Annotated in this window: 10 protein-coding genes; 5 read left to right on the forward strand and 5 right to left on the reverse strand. The window is 60.0% G+C overall.

Going from position 1 to position 14,255, the window contains the following annotated elements:
- Window positions 1-104 precede the first annotated feature (104 nt).
- Both GGE33_RS12145 and GGE33_RS12150 read left to right on the forward strand, forming a co-directional pair.
- Window positions 105-3,617, forward strand: coding sequence for a PAS domain-containing hybrid sensor histidine kinase/response regulator (locus tag GGE33_RS12145; RefSeq protein WP_183823399.1), 3,513 nt, complete (start codon window positions 105-107; stop codon window positions 3,615-3,617).
- A gap of 208 nt (window positions 3,618-3,825) precedes the next feature.
- On the forward strand, window positions 3,826-5,067 hold the full coding sequence (locus GGE33_RS12150; protein ID WP_183823401.1) for an OpgC family protein: 1,242 nt from the start codon (window positions 3,826-3,828) through the stop codon (window positions 5,065-5,067).
- Between the two features lie 74 nt (window positions 5,068-5,141).
- Here GGE33_RS12150 and GGE33_RS12155 read toward each other — a convergent pair whose 3' ends face one another.
- From GGE33_RS12155 to GGE33_RS12170, 4 genes are all read right to left on the reverse strand, one after another.
- On the reverse strand, window positions 5,142-6,110 hold the full coding sequence (locus GGE33_RS12155) for a bile acid:sodium symporter family protein (protein WP_183823403.1): 969 nt from the start codon (window positions 6,108-6,110) through the stop codon (window positions 5,142-5,144).
- Between the two features lie 116 nt (window positions 6,111-6,226).
- Entirely contained in the window at window positions 6,227-7,000 is a 774-nt protein-coding gene (locus tag GGE33_RS12160) for an amino acid ABC transporter ATP-binding protein (protein WP_148144444.1), read from the reverse strand.
- A complete protein-coding gene (locus GGE33_RS12165; RefSeq protein ID WP_148144445.1) occupies window positions 6,997-7,677 on the reverse strand; it encodes an ABC transporter permease subunit in 681 nt (226 codons plus the stop codon). Before GGE33_RS12165 ends, GGE33_RS12160 begins: the two co-directional genes overlap by 4 nt.
- 142 nt (window positions 7,678-7,819) lie before the next feature.
- Window positions 7,820-8,605: an amino acid ABC transporter substrate-binding protein gene (locus tag GGE33_RS12170; RefSeq protein ID WP_148144446.1), complete on the reverse strand. Its 786-nt coding sequence runs from the start codon at window positions 8,603-8,605 to the stop codon at window positions 7,820-7,822.
- A gap of 1,134 nt (window positions 8,606-9,739) precedes the next feature.
- Here GGE33_RS12170 and GGE33_RS12175 point away from each other — a divergent pair.
- The 3 genes from GGE33_RS12175 (at window position 9,740) to GGE33_RS12185 (ending at window position 11,862) form a co-directional block, all read left to right on the forward strand.
- Window positions 9,740-10,009, forward strand: a complete 270-nt coding sequence (locus GGE33_RS12175) for a GIY-YIG nuclease family protein (RefSeq protein WP_183823405.1) — start codon at window positions 9,740-9,742, stop codon at window positions 10,007-10,009.
- Window positions 10,010-10,513: 504 nt separating this feature from the next.
- Window positions 10,514-11,062, forward strand: coding sequence for an ABC transporter ATP-binding protein (locus GGE33_RS12180; RefSeq protein ID WP_210303628.1), 549 nt, complete (start codon window positions 10,514-10,516; stop codon window positions 11,060-11,062).
- Window positions 11,059-11,862 (forward strand): ABC transporter permease, encoded by an 804-nt coding sequence (locus GGE33_RS12185; RefSeq protein WP_183823407.1) that lies wholly within the window; start codon window positions 11,059-11,061, stop codon window positions 11,860-11,862. Before GGE33_RS12180 ends, GGE33_RS12185 begins: the two co-directional genes overlap by 4 nt.
- 135 nt (window positions 11,863-11,997) lie before the next feature.
- On the opposite strand, the gene GGE33_RS12190 is transcribed toward GGE33_RS12185, so the two are convergent.
- Window positions 11,998-14,214, reverse strand: a complete 2,217-nt coding sequence (locus tag GGE33_RS12190; RefSeq protein ID WP_183823409.1) for an FAD-dependent oxidoreductase — start codon at window positions 14,212-14,214, stop codon at window positions 11,998-12,000.
- Window positions 14,215-14,255: the final 41 nt, after the last annotated feature.

The raw sequence follows: 14,255 nt of genomic DNA on the forward strand, positions 1-14,255 counted from the left end.
GCTTCGACCGCATTGAACTTTTTGACGAGGCTTCGCCGATTTCCAACGCTTCGTCTTTCGCTTAATCTCATCTCCTGTCCGCACGTGCCTGCGGGGGAGGAAACATGCTTCAAGGCTGGGTCATTCTTGTCTCGGCATTCGCCTATATTCTGCTGCTTTTTGCGGTGGCGAGTTACGGCGACAGAAAGAGCCGGCTTTCGGGTGTTCCCAAAGGCGGGCGACCGCTGGTCTATGCCTTGAGCCTTGCTGTTTACTGCACCTCCTGGACCTATTTCGGCGGTGTCGGCCTTGCTTCCCAGCGCGGGCTGGAATTCGCCGCGATCTATATCGGGCCGATCCTGGCGTTCACGCTCGGCATGCCGATCATTCGCCGCATCGTCGAACTGGCCAAGGCGGAAAAACTCACCTCGATCGCCGATTTCATTGCCGCCCGTTACGGCAAGAACGCCACGGTAGCAGCGATCGTCGCCGTGCTCGCGCTGGTCGGCACTGTGCCCTATATCGCGCTGCAGCTGAAAGCAGTGTCCAGCTCCGTCGCGGTGATGGTCAATCCATCCGATTTCGGCATCGGCAGCGGCAACCTGCATTTCATCGATCTCGCGCTGATCGTTACCCTGCTGATGGCCTGTTTCGCCGTCGTCTTCGGCACTCGCCATACGGATGCGACAGAACATCAGGACGGGCTGATCCTGGCTGTCGCCATGGAGTCCCTCGTGAAGCTGGTCGCCTTCGCGACAGTCGGGATCGCCGTCGTGTTCTTCATGTTCGACGGATGGTCGGATCTTGCGGCCAGGGCATCAGAAAGCCTGCTGGTTGCATCCGCTGCATCCTATGAAACGCCGGTCAGCCGATGGGTGCTGGTCATTCTTTTGTCGGCGTTCGCAATCGTCATACTGCCGCGGCAGTTCCATGTCACGGTGGTGGAGAACCGAACACCGCGGGAACGCCGTGCCGCCGCTTTCCTGCTGCCGGTCTATCTCATCGCCATCAATATCTTCGTGATCCCGGTGGCGGCAGCCGGGCTGATCACGTTCGGCGGCATGGGCGATGCCGACCTGTATGTTCTGACGCTGCCGCTCGAAGCCGGGCTTCCCTTCGTCACGCTGATGACCTTCATCGGCGGTTTTTCGGCAGCAACGGCAATGGTGATCGTGGAATCGGTGGCGCTGTCGATCATGATATCCAACGATATCGTGCTGCCGCTTTTCCTGCGTCGCAAGCTCGCCTCGCATGCCGGCGCAAGCCAGGACCTCACCCGCACGCTTCTCAATATCCGCCGTGCGGCGATCTTTGCCGTGATGCTGCTCGGCTACGGTTATTACCGGATGGCCGACAGCCAGTCGGGGCTGGCGTCGATCGGCCTGCTCGCGTTTGCCGCCATTGCGCAGATCGCCCCTGCCCTTCTCGGCGGGCTGATCTGGCGGCGGGCCAATGCGCGCGGCGCCATTTTAGGCCTTTCCTTCGGCTTCCTGTCCTGGGCCTATCTCCTGTTCTTGCCGAGCCTTGGCGGACCGGACAACTCCCATATCGCGGCGGCCGTGCTGAATTTCATCTTTCCCGGCGCTGCGATCTTTTCCGGGCGGGAGATCGATCCTTTCGTCACGACGACGATATTCAGCCTCGCGCTCAACACGATTGCATTCGTGCTCGGTTCGCTGTCGCGAAATCCACGCCCGGTGGAGCGATTGCAGGCGGGGATTTTCGTCAAGCGCCAGCCGCGGTCACAATTTGCCACGCGCGGCTGGAAGACCCGCATCAGCGTAGGTGACCTAAAGACCGTGATCGCCCGCTATCTTGGCGAGGAACGGATGCTGCGCTCCTTTTCCAATTACGAGAAGACTGCCGGGCGCCGTTTCCGCGACGACCAGCAGGCAGATATGGCGATGATCCATTTTTCCGAACAGTTACTTGGAAGCGCAATCGGCTCGTCTTCGGCGCGGCTTGTGCTTTCTCTTCTGCTGCAGAAGGTGGAGGACACCAATTCCGACACGGCCTGGCTGCTCGATCAGGCAAGCGAAGCGCTGCAATATAACCAGGACATGATGCAGACGGCGCTTTCCCACATGGACCAGGGGATTGCCGTGTTCGACAGTTCCGACCGGCTGACGGTGTGGAACCGGCGGTTCCGCCAGTTGCTGGATCTTCCCGAACAGGCTGGACAGGTAGGCTTCGAGCTTTCCGATATCGTCGCGCTTTTGGCCGAACGCGGCGATGTGAGCGAGAAGGACAAGCAGGCTATTACCAGCCAGTTCAAGGATCTCGGAACGACCTTCTCGCTGATGGTGCATGGCGGTGAGCGGATCATCGAAGTGCGCAGCAATCCCATGCCGGATGCGGGTTTCGTTGCAACCTTTACCGACATTACCGCGCGTGTTGCTGCGGATCAGGCGCTGAAACAGGCAAACGAGACGCTGGAGCAGCGGGTCGGGGAGCGAACTGCGGAGCTTACCCGCGTCAACCGCGCACTCGGCGAGGCTCGGGCTTCGGCCGACGAGGCGAATGTCAGCAAGACCCGCTTCTTTGCCGCCGCCGGTCATGACATTCTGCAGCCGCTCAATGCCGCCCGGCTTTATTCCTCGACGCTGGTCGAACGACTGGCTGGCGCGGACAAGAATGCGGCAATCGCCCGCAATATCGACAGTTCGCTGGAATCGGTCGAAACAATCCTTGGCGCCGTACTGGACATTTCGCGGCTCGACACCGGCACGATGAAGCCCCGTTTCAGCTCGATAGAGCTGGACGATCTGTTCAAGCGGATCGACACGGACTTTTCGCCGATGGCGCGGGAGAAGGATCTCAAATTCGTCGTCATGCCGACCTCGCTGAAAGTGGTTTCCGACGCCAACCTGCTGCGGCGACTGGTGCAGAACCTCGTTTCCAACGCGATCAAGTACACGGTCTCGGGCAAGGTAATCGTCGGCGCGCGTCGGCGTGGCGACAAGGTAATCATCGAGGTGCTGGATTCAGGCATCGGCATTCCGTCATCAAAATTCCGCACCGTGTTCAAGGAATTCGCCCGGCTGGAGGATGGCGCGCGGACTGCAAGCGGATTGGGGCTGGGGCTTTCCATCGTCGACCGGCTGTCGCGGATGCTGAGCCATCCGGTACAGCTTGCCTCGCAGCCCGGCCGCGGCACGAGCTTCCGCGTCGAGAACCCGCGAGACCTTGCTGCGCCGAACGCTGCTTCGGCCAGAGTTCGACGCGAGCGTGCAAAACCCGCCAATGTGTTGAATGGATTGCGGGTGCTCTGCGTCGACAACGAACCGCAGATCCTCGAAGGCATGAGCCTTCTGATCACCGGCTGGGGCTGCACGGTCGGCCAGGCCCGCTCGCTTGCCGAGATCGATACGATCATCAAGGGCCGCGAACCGCCGCCGGATGTCATCATCGCCGACTACCATCTCGACGACGGTTATGGGATCGAGGCAATCCTTGCGCTGAGGTCCCATTATCAGACCGCAATACCGGCGATGCTGATCACGGCCGACCGGACACCGGAGGTTCGGGCAGAGGCCGAGCGGCATGGCATTGCCGTGCAGCACAAGCCAGTAAAGCCTGCGGCAATCCGCGCTTATCTGACGCAAAGCGCCGGTTTGCGCCGGGTCGCCGCCGAATAGTTTTCCACATCCACTGACAAATGCCGTTCATGTGACAGTCATCACGGACTGTTTACGGTTGAAATGTCTGAACGTCGGCTAATACCGATTCTTGCCGGAACTCTCCGGCTTCTCGCGACGTTTAGGCGCGTGACTTCCTGGCCCGCAGAGGCCTTACGGACCGAGGGGCTGGCACCATCGGAACCGGCAGAGACGGAGACCGCGACCGATGAAGCGCTTTGAAATCATTGACGGAATGCGAGGGTACTTCCTCGTGTTCATGGTACTCAACCACCTTATCTTTGCTGGTGGATACCTGCTTGTAAAAATCAATCACAACCAGCTCGCCTTCGTGGAGGACGCTCAGGGTTTCGTATTCCTTTCCGGCCTGATGATCGGCATGGTTTACGCCCGCAAGATGATGAAGGCCAGATATGCGGCTGGTCGTTCGGCGATCTATAGCCGCGCGTTCGAGCTTTATCGTTATGCGATGGGCATCGTGATCGCGGTCATGGTGGCGCAGATGGTGCTGCCGGGCGCCTATTCGATCTGGTTCAACTGGTTGGGCTACACGACCTTCGACGATCCGCTGCGTCTCGCCGCGATCGCGACCTTCCTGTACCAGCCGACCTTCATGGACATTCTGCCGCAATACATCATCTACATGCTGTTTGCGCCAATGCTGATCAAGCTCGTGCTGGAAGACAAATGGCACTATGTGGTGGCCGCATCGATCATGCTGTGGATGGCCGGCCAGCTTGGCCTGCACCAGTTGCTCACCATCCCGCTCAACGAGCTGGTCATGGGTGCCGATGATCAGGGGCTGCGCGTTTCGTTCAACCTGTTCGGCTGGCAGATCGTGTTCTTCTCGGGTCTGGTGCTCGGCGCGCTGACGTCTTCGGGCAAGATCAACTGGGGTAATGTGCTGTCGCCCGACAACACCTTCATCCCCAAGGTGGCGCTGGTGCTGGTGCTGTTCTTCCTGCCGCTGCGCCTGATTACCGCCAATGAGCTGATGCCGCCGCACATGATCGGCAAGTTCGCCTCGATGGAAATCCGTGCAGATTTCGGTCCGGTCTATCTGTTGAACTTCGCGGCGATGGGTCTGCTCGTCACCTGGCTGATCGTTGCCGGCCCGAAGCACAAGGCGGCATGGGTTCGCGCGATTGCCTCGGCACTGACCTGGGTGTTCACTCTGCGTTTCCTGCGCCTGCTCGGCCGCCATTCGCTTTATGTCTATGTCTGGCACGTCGCCATCGTTTACTTCGTCTATTATTTCGACGGCCGTTCGCCGGAGCTGGACGAACTGACAAAAACGGCGATTGCGGTCGTTGCGGTTGGACTTCTTGCAATCCCGGCCGTCTGGCGGGAACGCGACAAGTATCTCGGCACCGCGGAGCCGGCACCGGCCAAGACCCGCGACCCGAAACCCGCCGCTTCCACCGGCCAGCAGCAGATGGTCGTGCGGTAAAGCTAAGCGCATGGAAAAATTGAAAAGGGCGGCCCGGGAGCCGCCCTTTTTTTATGGAAAGCGTTCCGCCTTCTTCAATGCGGAATAACCACCCGGTTGGTTGCCGCATCTGCATCGGCATCTTCCTTGCCGGCAAACCAGTTAGCGAGAAGCGCGCCGGAAATGTTGTGCCAGACGGAGAAGATGGCGCTCGGGACTGCGGCGAGCGGCGAGAAGTAGGCGGTGGCAAGGGCTGCACCCAGGCCGGAATTCTGCATGCCGACTTCGATTGCGAGCGCCTTGCGCTTGTAGAAATTGAGGCCGAGCGCCTTGGCGCCGAAATAACCAAGCAGATAACCTAGGCCGTTATGCAGCATGACGACGGCGAAGATCAGCAGGCCGGACTGGGCGATCGCGCCCTTCGATGCGCCGACAACAGCCGCGACGATCAGAATGATGCCGACGACGCTGACCAGCGGCAGAACCGGGATCGCGGCACGCACGAGGCCCGGGATCAGCTTCTGCGCCAGGAAACCGAGCGCCAGCGGCAGGATGATGACTTCGAGAATGCTGACGAACATCGCCCAGGCATCGACCGGCAGGTACTGGCTGGCAAACATCCAGACCAGAAACGGCGTGACAATGGGGGCCGCCAGCGTGGTGACGCTGGTGCAGGCAACTGACAGCGCGACATCGCCACGAGCAAGATAGGTCATGACGTTGGACGAGGTGCCGCCCGGGCAGCAGCCGACGAGGATGACGCCGGCGGCGACTTCCGGCGGCATCGGGATGATCTTCGTCAGCAGCAGCGCAAGTGCCGGCATGATGGCGAAATGGGCAACGACACCGATCGCCACTTCATAGGGGCGGCGGGCCAGTTCGCGGAAATCATCGACCGAGATGGTGAGGCCCATGCCGAACATGATGATGCCGAGAAGGGCGACGATCCACGGCGCTACCAGCTTGAATGTATCGGGAAAAAAGAAGCCGAGGACGGCGAAGAGGATGACCCAGATTGCGAAGGTCTTGCCAAAGAAAGCTGAGAAGGTTGCCAAGGATTTCAAGAATGCACTCCCGAACGAAACAAAGTGTCCGCGGTCTAGTTCTCTCAAGCCCGGCGTCAAGGCCGATTTGACGAATATCAGTTCCCCATCCGTCCGTTTCGGCCCCGATTACCCGATCAGATCCCCTCCCCGTAGCCCGATTGCACGGCAGCGCTGATGGAGGAAACGAAGCGGCGGGTGCGCTCGTGTTCCGGTGCGCCGAAAACGCGATCGGCCGCCCCTTGTTCGACGACCTTGCCGGCTTCGAGGAAGACCGCATGATCGGCAACGCGGGAGGCGAGGCGCAGGTCGTGGGTGGCGATGACCATGGTCGTGCCTTCGGCTGCAAGCTTGCTCAGGACCTCGACGACTTCGGTTGCCAGTTCCGGATCGAGCGCCGAAGTGGGTTCGTCGCAGAGCAGCACACGCGGCGACATGGCGAGTGCACGGGCGATTGCTACACGCTGCTGCTGGCCGCCGGAAAGGGTCGAGGGCCATGAGTCGACCTTATGCGCCATGCCGACCTTGGTGAGCAGTTCACGCGCACGGGCTTCCGCCTTCTCACGCGGCCATTTCAACACCGTGACCAAGCCTTCCATGACATTTTCGAGCGCCGTGCGGTGGGGGAAAAGCTGGAAATTCTGAAAAACCATGCCGGTCTGGCGGCGGATTTTTTGAACTGCATCCCAGCCGACCTTTTTGCCGGGAGCGAACTCGATTACCGCATCACCTAGGCGGATCGTGCCGGAAGTTGGGATTTCGAGCAGGTTGATGCAGCGCAGAAGCGTGCTCTTGCCGCCGCCCGACGGGCCGACAAGGGCAGTGACGCTGCCTTCATTTACCTTGAGGCTGATATCGTCGATGACCTGAAGGTCGCCGAAATTCTTGCGGATATGGGAGAGCTCGATCATCGGTTGGCCTCCAGCATGCCGCCATATCTTGAAAAGCGTTTTTCCAGCCGTACCTGCAGCGCCGAAAGCACGGAGCTGAGCGCCAGATAGATGATCGCTGCCTGGATATAGAGGATCAGCGGCTCGTAAGTGGTGGCGACGATGCGCTGGGCGGCCTGAAACAGTTCCGGCACGGTGATGGCGGCGGCGAGCGATGTATCCTTGACCAGCGAGATGAAGGTGTTGGAGAGCGGCGGCACGGCAACACGGGCGGCCTGCGGCAGGATGGTGCGGGCCATGGCCTGACGCCAGTTCATGCCGATCGAATAGGCCGCTTCCCACTGGCCTTTCGGCACGGAGGCGATGACCGCGCGAATGATTTCGGACGAATAGGCGCCGATATTGAGCGTGAAGCCGATCAGCGCCGCCGGGAAGGCATCGAGTAGGATGCCGACGCTGGGCAGGCCGTAAAAGATGACGAAAAGCTGGACGAGCAGCGGCGTGCCGCGAATGACCCAGACGTAGAACCTTGCGATCAGCACCAGCGGCTTCGGGCCGAACAGCCTTGTGACGGCGGTGATGAGACCGAGCGTCAGGCCGAAGGCGAAGGAGAGCAAGGTCAGCGGCACGGTGAATTTCACACCGGCCCAGAGCAGGGTCGGAAATGAATCCATCATCAGTTGAAGCCAATGCGGCACGGGCGAAGTCCTTACTCTCTAACGCTCTATGATCATTAACACGAAAACGCCCGGCCAAGGCCGGACGTTCGGGTTCAGCTTTCGCCAAATCGTAGCACGGTTCAAGTGCAGGAGGATCGGACGAATATCTCTTGCATATCCCTTACTTGGAGACGTCCTGACCGAAATATTTCTCGGAGATCGTCTTGTAGGTGCCGTCGGCCTTGATATCGGCCAGCGCCTTGTTGACCTCGGCCACCAGTTCGTCGTCACCCTTGCGCAGCAGGACGCCGGAATAGCTGGCTTCAGCCTGTTCGGCGACGATCTTGACCGGTGCGTCGGCCTTCTGCTTCTTGAAATCGAAGAAGGAAAGACTGTCGTTCAGCGTCGCATCGGCGCGGCGGGTAAGAACCAGCTGGATCGACTGATCGAAACCATCGGTGCCGACGAGTTCGGCGCCTGCGGCCTCGGCCATCTTGCCGTAATTGCTGGTGAGCGACTGGGCGGCCTTCTTGCCCTTGAGGTCGGCAAAACCCTTGATATCGGTGTTGTCGTCACGGACGATCAGCACGGCCTTGGAGGCGATATAGGGCTCCGAGAAGGCGTATTTCTGCTTGCGGGCATCGGTGATACCGACCTGGTTGATGACGGCGTCATAACGATCCGCATCGATACCGGCAATCAGGCCATCCCACTTGCCTTCGATGAACTGTGCCTTCACGCCGAGCTTCTTGGCAACCGCTTCGCCGATCTCGACATCGAAGCCTACGAGCTTGTTCGATGCGTCGTGGAAGGTGAAGGGGGCGTAGGTGCCTTCCGTGCCGATGCGGATGACGCCGGCCTTTTTGATCTTGTCGAGATTTTCGCCGGCAAAGACCGGAGCGGCAAAAGCAGCCTGCACGAGCAGGGCGGCGGCAACAGCCTTGAGAGTGGTTTTGACGAGGTTCATTTCGGTATTCTCCAACGAATGAGTTGCCGTGGTGATCGCAGAAAATAGGCGCGTTGTGAGGAAAGAAAACCGCCGCCGAAAGCGGCAAATGCGAATATTTTTTGCGTCCTCCACGGGCGAATGCTCGAAATGCGGATTTGTCGCAGGGATTAAGGTCGTTGACTGGGTGACAGATGCGCATCGGGATATGGATGCAATACGCCCTTGGCGATCTTGAGCATTTCCAAGTTCGGACGGGGCGCTGAAAGCTGCCTCATGATTTAGTTTGTAAGTGACACCTCTCAGCGCCCCGTTCGGCAGTTTTTATCCGCGACTCCGGTCCCTCTGCCGTTGCCTTGCCGAATGGTTTTCGTCTGGCTTGATGGAAAACGGGCGGATCCTCGGGTTAAACCCGAGGACTTATCGCCAACCTTCCATTTCACCGCCGCCGGGCTTTCCGTTCTCACGGACGGACTTGGTCGAAGCCCGGCGAGACCATCCTTCAGGCCACCATGTGTGCCGCACAGGCACATCCGACGCGCCGTTCGGGCATCAGAAGCGGCAGGCCGGTCCGAAAACCTTGCCGCTTCCCCCGTGTCGCCGGAGGGAGACCATTTTCCGCAGACCCCGGTGGTGACGGTTCACGTCGTCCCTTCACCCCCAGCGCCGGTCCCGCCTCGCCGGCACGCCTGCCGGTGTATCCGTGACGGAACGGGGAGAGTGTAGTCATAGGTTAGGAGGGTGGGGATAAAATTTTCGTAAGATGTTGATTTTGTTCGGTCATGGCATGATTTCGTCCCCATGCTCAAGGACGCTTGGAGTGCTTGTGTCTGGATCCTCGGGTCAGGCCCGAGGATGACGGATCTGAGGGGATGTAGGACAGCACCTAACGCGATGTCGTGCTTGGTCGGCAGAAATAAGGTCGGTACTGCCTCACTTTTTAGGTTTCGCCAGAGAACGCGGCAGCAACTTGGTGCGTCGAGTATAAAGGTCTGACGGACGACATTTCCATGCTTGCACAATGACGTTGCTTTGCTTGTAGCACTCTGGCTCTCACCTATCTGTCGTCATCCTCGGGCTTGACCCGAGGATCCAGGCACACGCCCCTACAATGCTAGGATTGACGACGCGCGTGCATCCCAACATCCTGCTCGCATGGCGGGATATGTCTACATCATCACCAACCACAAAAACGGAACGCTCTATATTGGCGTGACGTCTGATCTTGAGAGGCACATCTGGGAGCATCGCGAAGACATGACACCCGGTTTTGCCTCGAAATACGGCTGCAGACAGCTTGTCTGGTATGAGGAGCATCTGAGCATCACGACGGCGATACAGCGGGAGAAATCACTCAAGCGCTGGTACCGAAAATGGAAGATCGAGCTGATCGAGACGATGAACCCGCACTGGCGGGATTTGTAATATGAGCTTGGGTGAAGAAGGCTCTCTCCGGCTGGCACGTTTTACCGGATTGGCATCGACTTTAGGCTTGCGTCTGGATCCTCGGGTCAAGCCCGAGGATGACGGCCGTTAGGGTAGCGCTTAGCCGAAAGCCAACGTTTCTCCAAATATCTGCTGAGCGCATGCTTTACTTGTGGGAGCCGCATAAAACAGTAAATTAAGCAATCAAGCCAAACTCGATGTTTACTTTAAGCGCCCTTGCGCATCCCTCTCCTCCGTCATCCTCGGGCTTGACCCGAGGATCCAGACACAAGCAATCTCGGAAAGCTAAATCCGACTTGTCCGGCTCGACCTGATAATTCGTCAGACATGCGATCATCAATGAAGACGTCGATCGGCCACGCTTCCCTTTCCACCGCATCAAACCGTCCCCACACCATATTGCGCCCCAACGCCCCTAATGCCATTACGACACCCATGCAAAACCCCGCGATAAGACTGACGGCCAGGGGGCTGAAATTCCAATTGGTTGGACCGATCGAGCTTGAAGTCTCTGCGGGGCGGTGTCTCGCGGTAAGCGGGCCTTCGGGGGCGGGAAAGAGCCTGACATTGCGGATGATTGCCGATCTGGTGCCGCATGAGGGGGAGTGTTTTGTCGATGGGCTGGCGGCGTCTTCGATGACAGGGCCAGCATGGCGGCGGGTGGTGCGGTATGTTTCTTCCGAACCCGGCTGGTGGGCGGCAACGGTTGGCGAGCATTTTGCCGATGCAAGCGCGCAGACCGACGGGATGAAGCGGCTTTTTCTCGATGCTTCGCTGCTGGAGGCAGCACCCGAGCGGCTTTCGACCGGGGAGCGGCAGCGGATGGCATTTTTACGGGCGATCGAGGATCGGCCGAAAGTGCTTTTGCTGGACGAGCCGACTTCGGCGCTGGACCCGGCTTCTGTGAAGGCGGTGGAAGAGATCGTGAAAGAGCTGATGGCCGATGGATGCGCCGTGGTTTTGACCTCGCATGACCCGGAACAGGTGGAGCGGCTGGCCGACCATGTGATGACGCTTGCGAGGCCGCAATGAACGGTCTCGTCTTCGGCCCTTTCGAGCTGGCATTTGCGGCGTTGCTGGTTCTGGTCAACGCGGTGTTGTCAGTGGCTTTCAGCCTCGGCATTCACCGGTCCATCCTGATCGCGGCGCTGCGAATGGTGGCGCAGCTTCTGCTGGTCGGTTTCGTGCTGGGTTTCATCTTTACCAGCGCCGACCATTGGCTGAGCCTTCTGGTTCTTTTCGCGATGCTAGTGGCAGCGACTTTCGAAGTGGGGTCACGGCAGCGCAAGAAGCTGATCGGCTTCTGGCATTACGGGCTTTCCGGCATTGCGGTCTCCGGCGGCACGATGCTGGTCGCGGCCTTTGCGCTGATGACGGTGGCGGGATCGGAAGACTGGACTGCACCAAGGATCGTCATTCCGATCTTCGGCATCATTTTAGGCTCGGCGATGAGCGCCAGCAGCATCGCGCTCAACAACATTTTCGAAGGCGTGTCTTCCCAGCGGGCAGCCATCGAGGCGCAGCTTTCGCTCGGGCGCACGCGCCGAGAGGCGATGGCGCCGTTGATGCAGCGGGCGATCTATGCCGGCACGCTGCCGGTGCTGAACCAGATGGCGGGCGCCGGGCTGATCACGCTGCCCGGCATCATGAGCGGGCAGATATTGGCCGGGGCCAATCCGCTAATTGCGGCGCAATCTCAGATCTTTCTGATGCTGCTCCTCTGCGCCGCCTCGACGGCCAGCGTGGTGACTGCGGTCTGGCTCGCCGCCAAAAGCCTGAGCGACGAGCGGGAGAGGCTGAGGCTCGACCGGTTTCGGGTGAAGAAGGGCTGAGCGGCAGCAATGGCGGTCTTAAAGCACGACCTCGCTTCGACACTTCACCTGAATTGAAGGGTCTTTCCAGCCCAATGACTTGGGCTGGCTGGATTCCTGTGACAGGCAAAGGAATGAGGGAAGAGGCCCGTGGCCTCAAGCCGCTTTGCCGACTTCGGCATAGGGGTTGAAGCGCTCGTAGAAGGTTTCGCTCTTGGCGGCCATGTCCTTCAGGAGCGGGGTCGGGGCGAAATGATCGCCGTATTGTGACGCCAGTTTTTCGGCCAGCGCGACGAAGGTTTTTACGCCCATGCCGTCTATATAGCTCAGCGTGCCGCCCGTGTAAGGCGCGAAGCCGAAGCCGAGGATCGAGCCGACATCGGCTTCGCGGGGGTCGGTGACGATGCCTTCTTCCACCGTGCGGGCGGCCTCCAGCGCGATCGTGACGAGGAAACGCTGCTTGAGGGTTTCAACGTCGATTTCTGATGCCGGTTTCTGGTGATAGAGGTCCTTGAGGCCGGGCCAGAGGGACTTTTTGGCCGGTTTGGCCGGGTAGTCGTAAAAACCCTGGCCGTTCTTGCGGCCGCGGCGATCCAGCACGTCGACCATCTTGTCGATCAGGTCCATGTGCTCGGGCTTGACCGAGTTAGGGCCGAGATCGGCGATAGAGGCCTTCATGATCTTCTGGGAGAGATCGACGGCGACTTCGTCGTTGAGCGAGAGCGGGCCGACCGGCATGCCGGCCATCTTGGCAGCATTCTCGATCATTGCGGCCGGCACGCCCTCAGTGAGCATGTCATAGGCCTCGTTGATATAACGGAAGACGCAGCGGTTGACGAAGAAGCCGCGGGTATCGTTGACGACGATCGGGGTCTTCTTGATTTTCGCGACGAAATCCAGCGCGACCGCCAGCGCCTTGTCGCCGGTGTCTTTGCCGAGGATGACTTCGGTGAGCATCATCTTTTCGACCGGCGAGAAGAAATGCACGCCGATGAACTGGTCCGGGCGTTTTGAATTTTCGGCGAGACCGGTGATCGGCAGGGTGGAGGTGTTGGAAGCAAAGACGGTGGTTTCCGGGATGACGGCTTCGATCTGTTCGATGACGGCCTTCTTCACCGCACGATCTTCGAAGACGGCTTCGATGACGAGGTCGGCATCCGAGAGGGTTGCGTAATCGGGCGTGGGGGTGACGAGCGAGAGGAGCTTTTCGCCCTCCTCCTTCGTCATGCGGCCCTTGGCGATGCTGTCTGCCACCAGTTTTTCCGAGACGGACTTGCCCTTGTCGGCTGCGGCCTGATCGCGATCGATGAGGACGACAGGGATGCCGGCGGCGGCGGTGACATAGGCGATCGAGGCGCCCATGAAGCCGGCGCCGACGACGCCGACCTTTCTGAACTCGCTCTTTTCCACACCGGCCGGGCGGCGGGCGCCCTTGCCGAGTTCCTGCATGGAGATGAACAGCGAACGGATCATCGAGAAGGCTTCGGTGGTCTGCAGAACTTGCGTGAAATAGCGCTGCTCGACCTTCAGGGCCGTATCGAAGGGAAGCTGCAGGCCTTCATAGACGCATTTGAGGATGGCGAGCGCGCCGGGATAATTGCCGGCGGTTTCGCGGCGCAGGATTGCCGGGGCTGCGGGCCAGAGCTGGGCAGCCTGGGGTGTCCAGACGCCGCCGCCGGGGGCCTTGAAGCCTTTTTCGTCCCAGGGGGCGACGGGCTTGAGGCCGTCCTTGATCATCTGTTTTGCGGCGGTGATCAGCTGATCGGGTTCGACCACCTGATGGACGAGGCCCATGGCCTTGGCGCGCGCAGGCGCAAGCGACTGGCCTGTCGTCATCATCTGCAGGGCGGACTGGGCATCGGTGAGGCGCGACACGCGCTGGGTGCCACCGGCGCCGGGGAAAATGCCGACCTTGACTTCGGGCAGCGCCAGCTTGACCGATTTCGAATTGGAGACGACGCGGCCGTGGCAGGCGAGCGACAGTTCCAACGCGCCGCCCATGCAGGTGCCGTTGATGGCGGAGACCCAGGGCTTGCCGCTGGTTTCGATGGCGCGGAACAACCAGCTCATGCGGCCGGCGGCATCGAAGAGTTTTTGGGCGGCGGCCTGCGGGTCTCTGGCGCGCTCGTCCTGAAGCATGGAGAACATGCCGCGGATCATGGTCAGGTCCGCGCCGCCGGAGAAGGTGGACTTTCCGGAAGTGAAGACGACGCCCTTGATGGCAGCGTCCTCGACGGTCTGTTTGAGGATCGCCTCGAGTTCGTCCATGACTTCGACGGTGAAGACGTTCATCGACTTGCCGGGCATGTCCCAAGTGATGAGGGCGATGCCATCTGCGTCGGTTTCGACGGTGAAATTGGTGTAGGTGCTCATGGTGGGATTTCCTCTTCCCTGAAATCTGGCCTGAAATTCTG

This window comes from Aliirhizobium cellulosilyticum, from assembly GCF_014198105.1.
GTDB lineage: Bacteria > Pseudomonadota > Alphaproteobacteria > Rhizobiales > Rhizobiaceae > Neorhizobium > Neorhizobium cellulosilyticum.